Raw genomic sequence first — 18740 nt, 5'->3', positions numbered from 1 at the left:
GAGGTACTAATGAAAATCCATGAAACATTTTCTAATGTAGCAGGTTTAGATATAGCTGTAGTGGGTATGGCAGGTCAGTTTCCAGGTGCAAAAAATATTGATGAGTTTTGGCAAAATTTGCAGGATGGAGTAGAATCAATTTCATTTTTTTCTGAGAGTGATTTAGTATCTTCAAATATCGATCCTGCCTTGTTAAATAATCCTAATTATGTTAAAGCCGCATCTATACTGGAAAACGTAGAGGAGTTTGACGCGTCATTTTTTGGTTTTGAACCTAAAGAAGCTGAAGTTATAGATCCCCAATATCGTCTCTTTTTGGAGTGTGCTTGGGAAGCAATTGAAAACGCTGGCTACGATCCTGAAACCTATAAGGGTTTGATTGGGGTTTACGCCGGGGCAAATATGAACACCTACCTATTAGAAAACCTTTATCCAAACCGCGATACTATAAATCCTGTAGATGGAGCTTTACAACCTCTACATGGCAGCGGTCAAGCTTTTCTAACCACAAGTGTATCTTACAAATTAAACCTTAAAGGGCCTAGTATTACTCTCCAAACCTTCTGTTCTACATCATTGGTTGCAGTTCACTTGGCCTGCCAAAGTTTGTTGAATGAAGAATGTGATATGGCTTTGGCTGGTGGTGTTTCAATTAAAGTTCCACAAAAAGCTGGCTATTTATATCAACAAGGAGGGATGTTGTCTCCCGATGGGCACTGTCGAGCCTTTGATGCTAAAGCACAGGGAACTGTTTTCGGCAGTGGAGCTGGAATTGTTGTATTAAAAAGATTAGAAGATGCTCTTGCTGATGGAGATTGCATTCATGCAGTCATCAAAGGTTCAGCAGTCAATAACGATGGCTCTTTGAAAGTAAATTTCACTGCCCCTAGTGTAGAAGGTCAGGCGGAGGTAATCGTAGAAACCCTGAGAAATGCTGGAGTAGATGCCGAGGATATAACCTATATAGAAACTCATGGAACCGGAACGGCTATGGGCGATCTCATTGAAATCGCTGCACTCAAAAAAGCTTTTCATACTACTACCCAGAAGAAAAGTTTTTGTGCGATCGGTTCAGTGAAAACCAATATCGGACATTTAGATGCCGCAGCCGGTGTAACAAGTCTGATCAAGACTACCTTAGCGCTCAAACACAAGCTGCTCCCACCTAGTCTACACTTTGAACAAGCCAATCCCCAAATCGATTTCAACAACAGCCCCTTCTACGTCAATACCAAAATTTCTGAATGGAAGGGAGATCGCACACCCCGTCTAACTGGGGTCAATTCCTCGGGTTATGGTGGAACCAATGCCTTTGTTATTCTCGAAGAAGCTCCGCCGATCGAACATTCGGAAGAATCGAGACCCTGGCAATTGTTGTTACTCTCCGCCAAAACCATCTCTGCACTTGAAATTGCCACTGCAAATCTAATCGCGTACTTAAAGCAGCATTCAAATGTTAACCTAGCTAATGTTGCTTATACACTTCAGGTTGGTCGCAGGGCTTTCAACCATCGCCGGATAGTAATCTGCCATGACACTAATGATGCGATCGCTACTTTAGAAACACAAGATCCGAAACGGGTTTTTCAGGTCTACCAAGATCGCCTAGATCCTCCCGTCGTGTTTATGTTTCCAGGGCAAGGAGTACAGTCTGTAAATATGGCGCTGGATCTCTACCAGACAGAGCCAACTTTTCGGAAGCAGGTAGATATCTGCTCAGAGTTTCTCCAACCACATCTAGGGCTTGACCTGCGACATGTACTCTACCCCAACACAGAAAAGACTCAAGAAGCCGCGCAACAACTAAAACAGACAGCAATTGCTCAACCAGCACTCTTTGTTATCGAGTACGCCCTAGCAAAGTTGTGGATGGAGTGGGGAATACATCCCCAGGCTTTGATTGGTGAAAGCCTTGGGGAATATGTCGCTGCGTGTCTGGCAGGAGTATTTTCATTAGAAGATGCTTTGACTCTAGTAGCTGCGCGGGGACAACTCATGCAGCAGGTGCCTGAAGGTGCAATGCTTGCCATTCCACTTTCAGAAAAAGAAGTTCAACCCCTGCTAGGCAAAACACTATCTCTAGCTGAGATTAAGGAATCATCTCTTTGTATAGTTTCAGGTTTCATAGATGCTGTGGAGGTATTACAGAAGCAGCTAGCTTCCCAAGGTGTCGAGTGTATACGTCTGCATACCTCCCATGCCTTTCATTCTGTGATGATGGATGCCATCTTAGAGCCATTCACAGAGGAAGTTAAAAAAATCAAACTGAATCCTGCCAAAATTCCTTTTGTATCCAATGTTACTGGAGCTTGGATTACAGAAGCGGAGGTGACAGATCCAAACTATTGGGTGAAGCATCTGCGGCAAACAGTTCGCCTTGCTCAGAGTATGCAAGAATTGTTGAAAGAACCAGAGCGCATTTTGCTAGAGGTTGGCCCTGGGCAGACTTTGAGTGCATTCGCCCGTCGTTATTCTGATAAAGAAGCCCAGCAAATTGTATTAACTTCCTTGGGCTATGCACAAGAAAGTCAGTCGGATGTAGCATTCTTGTTAAATACATTGGGTCAGCTATGGCTGGCTGGAGTACAAGTAGATTGGTCAGGATTCTATATCCATGAGCGCCGTCATCGGATGCCTTTACCTACTTATCCTTTTGAGCGTCAGCGTTACTGGATTGAACCGAAAATACAGGTAAACGCTATCAAGACGGGTGAAAAAAAATTGCCTGCAACCTCTCTACTAGGTAAAAAGCCGGACATTGCCGACTGGTTTTATGTCCCATCTTGGAAACGCTCTCTGCTGGTTGCCCCTCAACTAAGTCAAAAGTCGGTTTTGTCTTGCACTCTTGTATTTATCGATGAGTGCGGTTTAGGTTCCGAGTTGATAAAACGACTCGAACTTGAGGGACAAGATGTGATTACCGTGAAGATTGGGTCAGCGTTTACAAAGTCGAGCGATCGCGCATATATCCTTAATCCTCGACAACGTGATGATTATGATACCTTGTTCAATGAACTTCTAGCACAAAATAAACGCCCAAAAACGATTGTTCATTTATGGAGTATTACACCGCACAGTTATACAGAATTAAGACTTGAGGAAGTTGACAAAATTCAGGAAAATGGATTTTACAGTCTGCTGTTTTTAGCCCAAGCACTTAGTAAACACCATACTACAGATGAATATCAAATCGCGGTTGTCTCCAACGATATGCAGGAAGTTGTGGGGGCAGAGTTGCTGTGCCCAGAAAAGGCGACCTTACTCGGACTCGTTAGGGTGATTGCGGAAGAATATTCAAACATTATCTGTCGTAGCATTGATGTTGTTATTCCCCAATTGGGAGTTAAGACTGAGCCGAAACTTTTGGAGCAGTTGCTCTGCGAGCTACAAACCCTAAGTTCTGAAAAGGTTATTGCTTACCGTGGAAATCATCGTTGGGTGCAAACTTTTGAGCCAATTCGATTGGAGAAAGCTACCCAAGGAATATCAAGGTTAAAAAAAGGAGGCGTTTATCTAATTACAGGTGGATTAGAAGGCATTGGTCTTGTCCTAGCACAACATTTAGCACAGACTGTACAAGCCAAGCTGCTGCTGACAGGAGGTTTAGCTTTTCCTTTACCAGAAGAATGGGAACAATGGCTAGCTACTCACGATGAGCATGATAATACAAGCCGCCAGATTCGGGAAATCCAGAAACTTAAACAGCTAGGTGCAGAAGTTTTGGTAGTCAGCGCCGATATCACCAATTTTGAACAGATGCAACAAGCGATCGCCTTAGCCCAAGAGCGATTTGGCCAGATCAATGGTGCGATCCATGCAGCCGAGGTTTCTGCTAGCGGCGTGATTTTGCAAAAAACGCCAGAAATGGTATCTAAAGTAAAAGGCACATTAATTTTAAATAAAATTCTCAAGGATATTCCACTAGATTTCTTTATTCTGTGTTCATCAATCACTTCCATTGCAAGTAAATTTGGACAAGTAGATAATGCTGCTGCTAATGCTTTTCTTGATGCTTTTGCTCGTCATAAAAGCGACCGAGATGGCATATTTACCGTATCTATTAATTGGGATTATTGGCAAAAGCTGGGGACGGGAACAGAGGCGATGAAACAATCAACACCAACTCTGGATATTTCCCCATCTCAATTAAAAGAAGTGTCTCACCCTTTATTTTATCAATGTATAGTTGAAGGGAAAAAGCAAGAGATATACATCAGCAAATTTAGCGTCATCAAACACTGGGTTTTAGATGAGCATAGGGCTATGGGTAAGGCGACACTTCCGGGAACAGCTTACTTGGAAATGGCTTTAGCTGCTTTTGAAACCCATGCTAAAAAAGGAACGATTGAAATTCGGGAAGTATTTTTCTTAACCCCCTTGGTAATAGAAGATGATGAGGAAAAAGAAGTTCGTACAGTCCTGAATAAGAAAGGAGAGGGCTTTGAATTTTTGGTAATAAGCCAATCAAACTCAGAGTCCAAACAATGGTTCGAACATGCCAAGGGCGAAATAGCCTGTATAATAGCAGCATCATCAGCAAAACAAGAACTCAGAGAAATTGAGGCAAAATGTAATCAAAAGGAAATAATTATTCCAGAAGGAGAGCATAAGCTTCAAACAGGATTTGTAGAGTTTGGTTCTAGATGGAATAACTTGAAGCAGGCAAAATTAGGAACAGATCAGGGGTTGATTGTTCTGGAACTACCCGAAGTATTTGCCACCGATATTAATTCATATAAATTACATCCTGCTTTATTGGATAATGCCACGGGTTTTCTAAGTATTGAAAACGAAGGGGTTTACTTACCGTTTTCCTATAAAAGTCTGAAAATAAAAAAATCTTTGCCAAGCAAAGTATATAGCCACATCAGATATACAGAAAATAATCAGTTCAGAGAAAGAACTTTAAAATTTAACATCACCATCATGGACGACCAGGGAAACGAACTGGTTGAGATTGAAGAATTCATCATGAGGAAAGTAGATATTGGCACAATTACTGCTGAACAGTCTGACGATAAACCTCAAAAAATTTCTTCCGTTTCTGCAAGCGAAAACTTCTCTTTAGAGATTGCTTCCCCTGGCATCTTAGATACTCTGACTTTTCGACCTAGTACACGCCAAAAGCCAGGTCTGGGTGAGGTAGAAATTGAGGTCTGCGCAGCTAGCCTCAACTTCAAGGAAGTGCTTATAGCATTGGGGTTGCTTCCTGTTCCACCGAATGTTCGTATCAACTTCGGTAGAGAGTGTTCTGGAAAAATAGTCGCTCTGGGAGAAGGCGTTAAGGGTTTTAAGGTAGGAGATGAAGTTATGGCATTTGGCGATTCCTGCTTTAACCAATTCACAACGACTTCTGCTTCTTTGGTGGCACTAAAACCAGAACATCTTAGTTTAGAAGAGGCAGCAACAATTCCCGTTGCCTTTATTACGGCTTACTATGCCTTGATAAAATTAGCTAGGCTTCGTCAGGGTGAGCGTGTTCTCATTCATGCTGCTGCCGGTGGTGTTGGGATGGCTGCCGTACAAATAGCCCAGTGGGCAGGAGCCAAAATCTTCGCCACAGCAGGCAACCCGGAAAAACGAGCATTTCTGCATTCGTTGGGTATTGAATATGTCATGGATTCCAGGTCTTTGGCTTTTGCCGATGAAGTGATTAAATATACTGATGGCAAGGGTGTAGACGTGGTTTTGAATTCCCTATCAGGAGAATTCATGACTAAAAGCCTTTCGCTTCTAGCACCCTATGGACGTTTTCTAGAACTCGGCAAACGGGATATCCTCAATAATAGCCAATTAGGTCTACGACCTTTTGAGAAATGCTTATCGTTCTTTGCTACAGATGTAGGAAATGATCTTCCTGACTTTATTTCTACGTGGCACAAAGTAGTGCAACACTTTAAAGATGGTAATTTTAATTCCCTTCCTTATCAGATATTTCCAATTACAGAAATAGCTCCCGCCTTTGAATACATGGCTAAAGCCAAACATATCGGCAAGATTGTGGTATCTTGGCAGAATCAGGAGGCTTTAAAAGCGCTGATTGCTTCAGAAGGGGAAGTTAATCAGCAAAGAAAAGAAACTGTAGCTTCTTCTGCTCGATTGGGTTCTCCGTCCACCATCCTTTCCGCAGTTGGCTCTGGTATGCAGGACAAACCTGCTATTCTCAAGGAAGGGTTATTACCAAAAGAAGTTGTAGAGTCATTTGACCGCATTTTAGGAAGTACACTCACCCAGGTTTGGGTATCGTCTCGTAATTTCTTAAACCGAGTTGAGCCGGATAATGGTTTTAACTCACAACCTTTCCAAGAAGCCTCACAAAAGTATAATCTCTCTAAACCGACACAATCACAACCTGCACTTAGTGGTGCTTATGTAGCTCCCAGAAATGAGATTGAGCAAAAGCTTGCTGTCATCTGGAAAGAACTTCTTGGGAAAGATTTGGTGGGAATACAAGACAACTTCTTTGAAATCGGTGGCAATTCCCTCCTAATAGTCCAAGTTCGCAGCCAACTGCAACAAGTGTTTAATAGTGATATCGCAACGGCTGACTTGTTTGAATATCCGACCATAAGTGCTTTAGCAGAATATTTAAGTCGGAAACAGGCCCAGCAACCTGCCTTTGGGCAAGCATATAACCGTGCTAAGAGGCAACAGGAGGTTATGGAAGAAGAAATGCAACTAATGAAGCAAAGGAGGAAAATACGTGAGTAACCAGTTGAAAGGCGTAGCCATAATCGGCATGAGTGGTCGTTTTCCAGGAGCCAAAAATACTGATCAATTTTGGCAAAATCTGTGTAACGGTGTGGAATCAATTTCATTCTTTAGCGATCGCGAGTTAGTCGCTTCAGGCGTAGATCCAGCTTGGTTGAATGACCCTCAGTACGTCAAAGCGGGGGCTGTGTTAGAAAACATTGAGATGTTTGACGCTTCATTTTTTGGCTTCTCGCCTAGAGAAGCTGAAATCATGGACCCGCAACAACGTCTTTTTTTGGAGTGTGCTTGGGAAGCGCTGGAAAATGCTGGTTATGACCCGAAAACAGACAAAAATCTAATTGGTGTTTATGCAGGGGGTAACTTAAGTACCTATTTGCTTAACAATCTGGCCTCACACCCTGAACTCATTAAAGCGCTGGAGTCGCAAATTACAATTGCTAATGATAAGGACTTTATATCCACACGAGTTTCTTATAAATTAAACCTAAAAGGGCCCAGTATTAGCGTCGGCACGGCCTGCTCTACGTCATTAGTCGCAGTTCACTTGGCGTGCCGAGGATTGCTCAGTTATCAGTGTGATATGGCACTGGCTGGTGGCATTGCGATACAAATTCCACAAAAACAAGGTTATTTTTATCAAGAAGGTGGGATGGCCTCTCCTGATGGTCACTGTCGGGCTTTTGATGCTAAAGCACAGGGCAGCCCTTTCGGTAAAGGAGCGGGTATTGTCGTGCTGAAAAGATTGGAAGATGCTGTAGCTGATGGGGACTGCATTTATGGGGTTATCAAAGGTTCAGCTATCAATAATGATGGTTCCGAGAAGGTGAGTTACACCGCACCTAGTGTAACAGGCCAAGCAGAAGTGATTGCTGAGGCTCAGGCGATCGCTAACTTTGATTCTGAAACAATCACCTACATTGAAACCCACGGAACTGCTACACCTCTAGGCGATCCAATTGAATTTAGGGCGCTTAAAAAGGTGTTTAGTGCCGGAACTAGCCAAAAAAACTTCTGCGCCATTGGTTCAGTCAAAACTAATGTCAGCCATCTGAGTTCAGCATCTGGCGTGACGGGCTTGATCAAAACAGTCCTGGCGCTCAAACACAAGATAATTCCGCCTACCCTGCACTTTGAACAACCTAATCCAGAGATTGACTTCGCCAACAGCCCCTTTTACATCAATACTCAACTTCATGAATGGAAAACAAACGGGACACCACGCCGGGCTGGGGTCAGTTCTTTTGGCATCGGCGGAACTAATGCTCATGTTGTTTTAGAAGAAGCCCCGGAAGTGGAACTTCGCAAAGAGCAGGGGAGAAAGTATCAATTGCTGGTAGTTTCTGCAAAAACTGACTCAGCTTTAGAGACAGCAACTACAAATTTGGTTAATCACCTGCAACAGCACCCAGAACTTAACCTTGCAGATGTAGTTTATACATTGCAAGTTGGTCGGCATGGTTTGAGCCATCGGCGGACAGTTGTTTGTCAAGATACTGAAGATGCGATCGCAGCCCTCCAAAATCCCAAACGAGTTCTCACTAGCACTCAGGAAACAAATCAGCGCCCAGTAGTCTTTATGTTTACTGGTTTGGGAACCCATTATATCAAGATGGGTTATGAATTATACCAAACTGAAACAACTTTCCGTGAACACCTTGATCGTTGTTGCTCGTTGTTTCAACCTTTGTTAGGTCTAAATCTTAAAGAAGTTATTTATCCTACTTCCTGTGCCAAGCAAGAAGCAACAAAAGAAAAATCGGGTATCGATTTACGCCAAATGCTTGGTCGCGATCGCCAATCCCCAGATCCCGCCGCCCAAAAACTCAATCAAACCTATCTCACTCAGCCAGCACTGTTTGCCATTGAGTATGCTTTAGCTCAATTGTGGATATCCTGGGGCATTCGTCCAGTAGCAATGATTGGTTACAGTATTGGTGAATATGTGGCCGCAACAATAGCCGGGGTATTGTCTCTAGAAGATGCGATTACTCTTGTTGCTAAAAGAGCGCAAATGATTCAAGAGTTGCCAGGGGGCGCAATGCTGGCGGTTCCCTTGACAGAGCAAGAAGTGCAACCTTTCTTGAATGAAAACCTTTCATTATCAGCAGTCAATGGCTCATTCCAATGTGTCGTTGCGGGAACTACACAGGCTGTAGAGGAATTGGCAGGAAAGTTGAGTGCTAAGGGATTAGCCTGTCGGCAATTGCAGACTTCTCATGCCTTTCATTCTTACATGATGGAGGCGATCGCTGACTCTTTCACCGAACTGGTTAAAAATATCAGTCTCAAACCACCGCAAATTCCTTATATATCTAACGTTACAGGAACTTGGATTACAGCAGAGCAAGCCACAAATCCCAGCTACTGGACACAGCATCTGTGCCAACCCGTGCTATTTGCCAATGGAGTAGATCAGTTGTGGACACAACATAGTCCAATTTTCTTAGAGGTGGGTCCAGGACAGACCTTAAGCAGTTTAACGATGCAATGTTTAGATCATGTTTCTAATGATCACAAAGTAATATTATCTTCGCTGCGCTATGCTTATGAGCGACAATCTGACCTTGCTTTCATCCTAAATACATTAGGACAACTATGGCTTGAGGGAATCAAGATAGATTGGTCGGGATTTTATGCCGATGAGCGCCGATATCGCCTTCCCTTGCCAACATATCCCTTTGAGCGACAAAGATATTGGATTGAACCGCAAAAATTATTACCTGCACAAAGAAATTTCCAGTCCCAGTTAACAGCATCAGAACTTTGGAAATCTTTGGTAGAAGCTGGTCAACTTCAAGCTAGTGCAGGGTCTGCGGTATTTGACGAGCAAATTTCTCAAGCGAAAAGAGAGTGTTTAGATCGTTTATGTATTGCTTATATTAATCTTACAACAGCACATTTAAGAGCTTTTAGCAATCCCACTAAAAAGTATTTTTTGGAAGAGTTATTTGACCAATGTCAGATTATTCCTACCTATAGAGAATTGTTCAGTCGATGGTTAGAAATATTGGTCGAACAGGGTCAGTTACATGAAGAACAAGGGCTGTTTACTAACTTTTTACCAATATCAACAGACTTTGTTAATGAGCTTTTGGTAGAAGTCAGAGCCAAATGGGCAGACACACCGCAACAAATAGATTTGCTGCAACTGTATGGCGAAAATATGGTATCTCTGCTTACTGGTAAAAAAGAACCATTGGAGTTCCATGTTTCTACTTTATTAAAATCAGGAGAATTTTCAGTCCAAGAATCGCCTGAAAATAAGTACTACAACTCAATCATGCGGGTATGCTTAGAACAGGTGTTAAAAGCACTACCACCTGAAGTTAATCTCAGAATTCTGGAACTTGGTGCTGGAACTGGTACTGGTACCGCAGAGTTATTACCTATATTGCCATCAGAGAAAACAAATTATACCTTCACTGATGTAGGAGGTTTTTTCCTGAATGCAGCTAAGAAGAAATTTAGCGATTATCCATTTGTTGAATACCAATTGCTAGACCTTGAGCGATCGCTACAAGAACAAGGATACTCAAATCACAGCTTTGATGTAATTGTAGCTTTCCAAGTGCTGCACGTTACTCGAAATATTGGAGAAACTCTCGACCGCATTCGCTCTTTACTTGCTCCTGGAGGTTTACTTCTATTTTGGGAAACAACTCAACCCAGGTTGGAATTTGAGTTCATTGACGCGCTGCTGATGAATCCGATAGAGAATCCAGAAAGCGATCGCAATATGTGCAATCCCTTTTTATCTAAGGAAAAATGGCAACAAGAACTCAAATCTCATGCTTTTGTGCAGGTGACAGCTTTCTCAGAATTCGCACCTTTTACAGACCACATAATTGTCGCTCAAGCTACTGCCCCAGCAACGCCCAAAGTATCGGCAGCATTTACAGCATTACTTCATGAACAAGAAGTTTCATTTGGCAAAAAGTCCAACATTGCTGACTGGTTCTACATCCCTTCATGGAAACGTTCGCTACCACCACAGTCAAACGGTCAGTTGAAACAAGCAGAACGCTGGTTAGTCTTTGTTGATGAGTATGGGTTAGGCGCTCAAATCGTCAAGCGCCTCGAACTTGAAGGTCATGATGTAATTACCATCAGACTTGGGGAGCAATTTGGCAACCAAAGCGAATCTTCAGAAAAGCATCTGGGTAAGCGTGCATATACAATAGCACCTCAACAACAGGATGATTACAATACCCTACTTAAAGAACTTCGCGCCCAAGACTTCATACCACAAAGAATTATTCATCTGTGGAGTGTAACCCAGTCAGAATTTGCAGATTTTGATACAGATGAAACACAAGGATTCCAGAGTTTACTATTTTTGGCACAGTCGCTAGAAAAACAGAATTTTACTGATGAATTCCAGCTTGCAGTTATCTCCAACAATATGCAAGCAGTAACTGGAGTTGAAAATCTCTGCCCAGAAAAAGCAACACTCCTTGGACTTGTTAAGGTTATCCCACAAGAATATTCAAATATAAAATGTCGTAGCATTGATGTTATTATTCCTTTATCAGAAAGTTGGCAAGAAGAGAAATTTGTAGAACAACTACTGACAGAACTTAAAGCCAATTCCTCTGACTCAGTTATTGCTTATCGTGGTTTAGAACGTTGGGTACAAACCTTTGAGTCTGTCCAATTAGATGCAAACGTCCCGGATACACCCAGGTTCAGAGAAAAAGGAGTCTACTTAATTACTGGTGGACTCGAAAAAATAGGACTTGTAGTAGCCGAACATTTAGCAAAGACAGTACAGGCAAAACTGCTGCTTTTAGAGGCTGAGGATTTTCCCAACCGACAGGAGTGGTTAGAGTGGCTGAAAACTCACGATGAGCAAGATAACATCAGCGATAAGATTCGGAAAGTGCAGGAACTGGAAAATCTGGGCGCAGAAGTCTTAATCAAGAGCGTTGATGTAGTAAATTTAGCACAAATGCAAAGTGCGATCGCTCAAACACAAGAGCAGTTTGGGCAACTCAACGGGGTGTTTTATACAACTAAGATAGCTCTAGAGAATTCATTTAGTGCCATTACAGAGATAGAACCAACGCAGTGCAAACAGCAACTTCAAGCTAAGAAACAGGGACTCTTAGTATTAGAAAAAGTTTTACAGTCCCAAAAGCTTGATTTTTGTCTATTAATGTCTTCATTAACCTCTATTTTAGGAGGATTAGGCTCTGTAACCTATTCAGCAGCAAGTCTTTTAATGGACGCTTTTGCTTACCAGCATAATCAGAAAAATCCTGTTCCTTGGATGAGTATTAACTGGGATGCATGGCAATTTGCAGCAGAAAATTCGCAAATATCTGCTAATACAAGTTTGGCTGAATTTGCCATCGAACCTTTAGAAGGTATTAATGCCCTTGAACAGATTCTTTTGTGGAGCCAATATCATCAAATAGTTGTCTCAACTGGTAATTTACAATCTAGAATTGACCAATGGATTAGATTAAAGCCTTTACAACAAAAAATTACTGCCCAAAAAGTTAATTTATCTTCTCGTCACTCTAGACCAAACTTAAAAAATGCATACATTGCTCCTACTAATGATGTAGAGCAAAAACTAGTTGAAGTTTTTCAAGAGTTACTGGGTATAGAACCAGTAGGTATTCATGACAGCTTTTTTGCTTTAGGGGGAGACTCTCTGACGGGAACTGTACTTATTTCTCAGCTTCGCAAAACTTTTCAAATCGAACTACCTGTTCGTTCTCTTTTCGAAGCCTCTACCATCGATGAATTAGCTTTGGTGATTGAGGAAATCCTCATAGAAGAGTTAGAACAATTATCTGAAAATGAAACAAGTGAGGATATCAACAAAATTCTTGATGTGCAATTTTCAAACTAGATTACAAAACTTAATCATTATAGGATGAATCGATGAAAACATCAAAAAATAACTCTCACTAATGTTAAGTAGCTATTTTGGAGTTTGTAAACAATGCTTACTAGCCCTTCTCGTCCTTGGCAGTTATTAGTAATTTCTGCAAAGACCGACTCAGAACTAAAAACTGCTACTGTAAACCTTGCAGATTACTTGAGACAGCATCGTGACTTTAACCTTGCGGATATTGCTCATACATTGCAACGCGAACAAGAGATTTTTAAGCATCGGCGGACGGTTGTTTGTCGGGATATTGAAGATGCTCTAGTTGCACTTCAAGATTCAAGGCGAGTGCTTACCAACATCCAAGAAACAGAAGAACGTCCTGTAGCCTTTATGTTTCCTGGACTTGGTACTCATTACGTCAACATGGCTTGGGAACTTTACCAAGTCGAACCCGTATTTCGCGCATCAGTTGACTACTGTTGTGAATTTCTCAAACCCCTTCTTGGTCAAGATTTAAAAGATGTAATCTATCCACACAGAGCTTCTCAACAAGACCAGCAGTCTTTGAGAGAAAATTCTCCAGGTCTGGACTTGCGAAAAATGTTAGGTCGCAGCCAGACACAAGCGGATGCAAAGATGGTAGCTGCTAAATCTTTACTCAATCAAACTCACCTCGCTCAACCAGCGATTTTTGTAATTGAATATGCCTTAGCAGAGCTATTGATGTCCTGGGGAATTCGTCCGGCGGCAATGATTGGCTATAGCATTGGTGAATATGTAGCAGCGACTTTGGCAGGGGTTTTATCTTTAGAAGAGGGTTTAACACTAATTGCTGCAAGAGCGCAGATAATTCAAAAGTTGCCAGGTGGAGCAATGCTTGCAGTTCCACTTTCGCAAACAGAGATATCTCCCTTACTCAATGATAAACTCTCACTTTCTGCGGTCAATGGCCCATCTATGGGTGTAATCGCAGGTGAAACCAATGCTATAGAAATTTTAGAACAACAGTTAACACAAAAAGGTTTAGCTTGTCGTCGTCTGGATACGTCTCATGCTTTTCACTCTCAGATGATGGAGGGTGCTATCTCTGACTTACGTGAGTTGGTAAAAACATTTAACCTGCAAGCAGCAAAAATTCCCTATATATCTAACGTTACAGGAACTTGGATAACAGCAGCAGAAGCTACAAGTCCCGATTATTGGGTTAAGCATCTTTGTCAACCTGTGTTGTTTGCTCAGGGTATGCAGGAGTTGTGGAAACAACAATATCCTATTTTGTTGGAAGTAGGCCCTGGACAGACTCTAGGTAGCTTTGCTCTGCAATGTATAGAAAATAATCCAGCAGTTAGTCAAATTATCTTACCCTCTCTTAGATATTCTTACGATAATAAACCAGACTTAGCATTCTTACTTAAAACATTAGGTAGGCTTTGGTTAACAGGAGTGCAAATAGATTGGGCGAAATTTTATGTTCATGAGCATCGTCATTCCATTCCTTTACCCGCCTCTCTTTTTTAATGCAAAAACTACCTTAAATACAATAATATCCAAAGGGAGATGAGTCAAAGTTATGAATATTCAAACAGTAGGTGTTGTTGGTGCAGGGGTAATGGGAATAGGGGTCGCACAAAACCTTGCTCAAACAGGTCATCAAGTAATACTCGTAGATATTTCGGAAAATACCCTGGATAAAGCTAAACACGAAATCAGGAATAATATCCGCTTTCAGGGTTTTTTCAAAAAAAGTGACAAAACAGAGACTCCAGATAGTATCCTCGACAAAATAGAGTTTTCTACAAACTATAAAATGTTAGAGAATTCAGATTTTGTAGTCGAAAATGTCACAGAAAAGTGGGATATTAAAAAAGAGGTATATCCTTTACTAGATTCTATCTGTCCAGCAAATTGCGTCTTCGCTGCTAACACATCAGCAATTCCCATTACCCAGATTGCTTCAGCTACTAAGCGTGCTGATAAAGTTGTTGGTATCCACTTTATGAATCCTGTACCAATGAAGCCGATGGTAGAGATGATTCGTGGATATCATACCTCTGATATAACAATTGAGATAGCAAAAAAAATGCTAGATCAGATGGGTAAAGAATGTATCATTGTTAATGATTCACCGGGTTTTGTTTCTAACCGGGTGTTGATGTTAACTATTAACGAGGCTATTTTTCTATTGCAAGACCAAGTTTCTACAGCAGAAGATATAGACAAAATCTTTAAAAGCTGTTTTGGTCACAAAATGGGGCCTTTAGAAACAGCAGATTTGATTGGTCTAGACACCATTTTATTTTCTATCGAAGTCTTATATGAAAGCTTTAACGATAGCAAGTATAGACCATGCCCCTTACTCAAAAAAATGGTAAATGCCGGGTTACATGGTAGAAAAAGTGGTAAAGGATTTTACGCATATCAGTAAATAGGAATAATCAAGAAAAATGAACGAAATTCAAGCTAAAATCAAAAGCTTTCTGGCAAAATTTTTCGGTAATCATGATTTGCAACCAGATGAAGATATTTTTGCGCTCGGTTTTGTCAATTCTATGTTTGCCATGCAACTTGTTTTGTTTGTAGAGCAGGAATTTCAGATTACCATTGAAAACGATGATTTAGAGTTGGAAAATTTTCGCACAATCAACTCTATCGTCAATTTAATTGAACGTAAAACTACTACTCTCGTACATTAATCAAATATAGGTTGCCATTTTATATGGCATAAATGATATTATGAAACTAGAACTATCTACCCAACAGGAAAATGCTCAAGCTAAATTTAGAGCTTTTGTTAATGAGGAAATATGTCCTAGTGCTGGGGAATGGGATAGAAAAGAATTTACTCCACCAGAACTAATTAAGAAAATCGCCGAACATGGTTTTCTCGGTGCCATATTACCCCAGGAATATGGTGGTAAAGGAATGGACATGATTACTTATGGTATTCTCAACGAGGAACTTGGACGGGGATGTTCTTCTGTGCGGAGTTTGCTCACAGTTCACAACATGGTTGCTTATGCTTTGTGTAAATGGGGTAATAAGTCTCAAAAAGAGTATTGGCTGCCCAAATTTGCATCTGGAGAAATCATAGCTGCTTTTGCACTAAGCGAACCTAATGTAGGTAGCGATGCCAAAAGTGTAGAAACAACAGCAACACTTGTAGGTGATGCTTATATATTAAATGGGCAAAAGAAATGGATTACCTATGGACAAATAGCAGATGTATTTTTGGTCTTTGGTAAATGTGAGGGTAAACCCACTGCTTTTTTAGTTGAAAAAAATAGCCCAGGACTTTCAGTCAAAGCAATGTCTGGTATTTTAGGTGTTAGGGCTTCAATGTCAGCAGAATTACTGTTTAATAACTGTCACGTTTCTTTAGAAAATTTAGTAGGTAAATTAGGATTTGGATTTTCCTACATTGCATCTTCTGCGCTTGATTATGGTAGATATAGCGTAGCATCGGGTTGTGTAGGTATTGCTCAAGCTTGTTTAGAAGCTTGTATCAAGTATACAAATGAACGAAAACAGTTTGGTGTTTATCTGAAAGAACATCAATTAATCCGTCAAATGATTACTCAGATGATAACTAAAGTAAAAGCAGCAAGACTTTTATGTTATCAAGCTGGTTATCTCAAAGATATTAACGACCCCAACTCGATTATGGAGACTGCTATTGCGAAGTACTTTGCATCCACAGTAGCTACCAAAATAGCAAATGATGCAGTGCAAATTCATGGAGGCAATGGTTGTAGTAGTGAGTACCCAGTTGAAAGGTATTTACGAGATTCTAAAATCATGGAAATTATTGAAGGTAGTACTCAAATTCAAGAAATTACTATCGCGGAATCAGGTTATCAAGATTATCTTTTGTCAACTGTTTCTACTAAATTAGAAAAAAATATTGTTTTCAAATAATATTTTTATCATTAAATAAAAACAATTAGACTTCACGAAACAAGACAAGTAAATTGTTGAGGATTGTTTATGAAAGTTAAAACTAGCAACTCAATTTTGAGGATTAAAAATCCTAATCAAGAAGAATTTGTAGAACTTTGGAAACAATATCAGCCTTTTCTGATTGAAGGTGTTGCTGAATATTGGGATGCTTGTAGTAAGTGGTCTAATGATTATTTGATAAAACATTGCGGAAATAATCTGGTTGAGATACAAAACTTTAAAAAAGATTTTTTTGATGATTATAAAATATTTTCTTATGTTGGTGCTTATGTTGAAGATCGAAAAATAATTAAATACAATGAGTATATAAAAGAGATACAAGAGAGAGTTAATGAAAATAAGAATGATTCTGATTTAGTAGGGTGTTATTTACCTAGTGCTTTTTTTGAAGATTCTTTCCCTGAAATTATTGGAGACGTAATTTATCCAAAATACTTAAACAGGAAGCCATTAGTTAACTACTGGCATGGTTTCTCAAGTAAAAATTTTTCTTCAGCTAGTGCCCTTCATTTTGACGGAGTTCATAATATTTTTGTTCAAATTCGAGGTAGAAAAAAGATACTTTTATATCCTCCTTTAGATTATTTGTCATTTTATCCACCTCTTGAGGATAGTCGTGGTTTAGCAGCTTATAGTAAGGTAGATCCGAATCTCACCAATTTGGAATTATTTCCGAAGTTTCCTTGGCAGGAAAGAATAGAAATTGTAATTCAACCAGGAGAAATGCTCTACATACCACCTTATTGGTGGCATCATGTAACAGCAATAGATGAAAATATATCATTGTCATTTTTTTACGATATTACAATTCAAGATTATTTCAAGCAAAAAAATATGTCATCAGTTTTGTTTAACATCGCACCTCATTATCTATTTCATGCAATCTCCTCTCCAGACGCTCTACAGTCTTCTATAGCTATGATCAAATCTTTTATCTTACCGGGTAGTTTCACAGAGAGCGCTAGAGACGAAAAACTTAAATAGCAAAAAAATAAATATTGAGATACATTTCGCACGGAAATAAACTGAGCCTTTGATTTAGCTACGAGCTATTAGCCAAGAACCCATAGCTGATAGCTGACCCTCAAAGTATAAGTACACTGAACAGAGAGAGTTTAATATTATGATTATCACTGAAGAACAAGATGTAAATAGTAAAGAAAAAGATAAAAAAGTTATTAAATGTGTCGTTTGGGATTTAGATAATACTTTATGGCACGGAGTTTTGCTGGAAGATGAGAAAGTTGCTCTGCGAGAAAATATAGTAAATATTATTCAGACTTTAGATGGTCGTGGTATACTACAATCTATAGCTAGTAAGAACGAATCTACTACAGCAAGAGCCAAACTAGAAGAATTTGGTTTAAAAGAGTATTTTTTATATCCACAAATAAACTGGAACTCTAAAGCATCTTCTCTCAAAGAAATTGCTAGCTTACTTAATATTGGGATAGATGCGATTGCTTTTATTGATGATCAATTATTTGAACTAGAAGAAGTAAAATTTTCCTGTCCAGAAATCCTCTGTATTAATGCTGATGAAATAGGGTACATTATAGATATGCCAGTCATGAATCCTCGTTTTATTACAGAAGATTCAAAATTAAGAAGGCAAACGTATCTTAATGATATAGAACGAAATAGTTTCGAGAAAGAATTTATTGGAACTCAAGAAGAGTTTTTAGCTACACTCAATATGACTTTCGTTATCTCTTCTGCTCAAGAAGATGATTTACAAAGAGCCGAAGAATTAACAATAAGAACAAATCAATTAAATACAACTGGTTATACATACTCCTATGACGATCTAAATCAGTTTCGGCAATCTGATAAGCATAAAATATTGATTAGTAGTTTAGAAGATAAATATGGTAATTATGGAAAAATTGGGTTAGCTCTTGTGGAATGTGAAGAAGTTGTGTGGACTCTAAAACTTTTGCTTATGTCTTGTCGGGTCATGTCTAGAGGTGTCGGCACAATTATGCTAAATCATATTATGAAATTGGCTAAAAGCAATAATGTCCGTTTGCGGGCTGAGTTTATTTCAAATAATCGGAATCGTATGATGTACATATCTTATAAGTTTTCAGGCTTTCAGGAAGTTGATAAAAATGGAGATTTGCTGATTTTAGAAAATGATTTAAGGCGAATACAGCCTATCCCTGAATATGTGAATGTCAAAGTTATAAATTAAAAAACATTGCTATTTCTCGTAGTTTGACAGGGG

Annotated in this window: 8 protein-coding genes; all 8 read left to right on the top strand. The window is 39.9% G+C overall.

The window, feature by feature from the left end:
- Positions 1-9 precede the first annotated feature (9 nt).
- The gene (locus HWQ43_RS12830; protein WP_292733844.1) at positions 10-6711 is read left to right on the top strand and encodes a type I polyketide synthase; all 6702 of its coding nucleotides are present in this window, start codon (positions 10-12) and stop codon (positions 6709-6711) included.
- Positions 6704-12574, top strand: a complete 5871-nt coding sequence (locus HWQ43_RS12825; protein WP_292733841.1) for a type I polyketide synthase — start codon at positions 6704-6706, stop codon at positions 12572-12574. Before HWQ43_RS12830 ends, HWQ43_RS12825 begins: the two co-directional genes overlap by 8 nt.
- A gap of 93 nt (positions 12575-12667) precedes the next feature.
- Complete coding sequence (locus tag HWQ43_RS12820) at positions 12668-14074, top strand: acyltransferase domain-containing protein (RefSeq protein WP_292733839.1); 1407 nt, start codon at positions 12668-12670, stop codon at positions 14072-14074.
- Positions 14075-14126: 52 nt separating this feature from the next.
- Positions 14127-14981, top strand: a complete 855-nt coding sequence (locus HWQ43_RS12815; RefSeq protein ID WP_292733836.1) for a 3-hydroxyacyl-CoA dehydrogenase NAD-binding domain-containing protein — start codon at positions 14127-14129, stop codon at positions 14979-14981.
- Between the two features lie 19 nt (positions 14982-15000).
- Positions 15001-15249 carry an acyl carrier protein gene (locus HWQ43_RS12810; protein ID WP_292733833.1) on the top strand — a complete coding sequence of 83 codons (249 nt, stop codon included), beginning with the start codon at positions 15001-15003 and terminating at the stop codon, positions 15247-15249.
- 40 nt (positions 15250-15289) lie between these two features.
- Positions 15290-16471 carry an acyl-CoA dehydrogenase family protein gene (locus tag HWQ43_RS12805; protein WP_292733830.1) on the top strand — a complete coding sequence of 394 codons (1182 nt, stop codon included), beginning with the start codon at positions 15290-15292 and terminating at the stop codon, positions 16469-16471.
- Between the two features lie 69 nt (positions 16472-16540).
- Positions 16541-17497 (top strand): cupin-like domain-containing protein, encoded by a 957-nt coding sequence (locus HWQ43_RS12800; protein WP_292733827.1) that lies wholly within the window; start codon positions 16541-16543, stop codon positions 17495-17497.
- A gap of 139 nt (positions 17498-17636) precedes the next feature.
- Positions 17637-18707, top strand: coding sequence for an HAD family hydrolase (locus HWQ43_RS12795; protein WP_292733824.1), 1071 nt, complete (start codon positions 17637-17639; stop codon positions 18705-18707).
- The last annotated feature ends 33 nt before the right edge of the window (positions 18708-18740 follow it).

The organism is Nostoc sp. JL31 (genome assembly GCF_017114965.1).
GTDB lineage: Bacteria > Cyanobacteriota > Cyanobacteriia > Cyanobacteriales > Nostocaceae > Nostoc > Nostoc punctiforme_A.
The sequence above is the reverse complement of the archived record's forward strand: the minus strand, read 5'-3'. Positions and strand labels throughout refer to the sequence as shown.

Bases quoted from the DNA above. Each gene is read 5' to 3' on its own strand.
- HWQ43_RS12815 (WP_292733836.1), top strand. From the start codon at position 14,127: ATGAATATTCAAACAGTAGGTGTTGTTGGTGCAGGGGTAATGGGAATA.
- HWQ43_RS12795 (WP_292733824.1), top strand. From the start codon at position 17,637: ATGATTATCACTGAAGAACAAGATGTAAATAGTAAAGAAAAAGATAAA.
- HWQ43_RS12800 (WP_292733827.1), top strand. From the start codon at position 16,541: ATGAAAGTTAAAACTAGCAACTCAATTTTGAGGATTAAAAATCCTAAT.
- HWQ43_RS12810 (WP_292733833.1), top strand. From the start codon at position 15,001: ATGAACGAAATTCAAGCTAAAATCAAAAGCTTTCTGGCAAAATTTTTC.
- HWQ43_RS12805 (WP_292733830.1), top strand. From the start codon at position 15,290: ATGAAACTAGAACTATCTACCCAACAGGAAAATGCTCAAGCTAAATTT.
- HWQ43_RS12820 (WP_292733839.1), top strand. From the start codon at position 12,668: ATGCTTACTAGCCCTTCTCGTCCTTGGCAGTTATTAGTAATTTCTGCA.
- HWQ43_RS12830 (WP_292733844.1), top strand. From the start codon at position 10: ATGAAAATCCATGAAACATTTTCTAATGTAGCAGGTTTAGATATAGCT.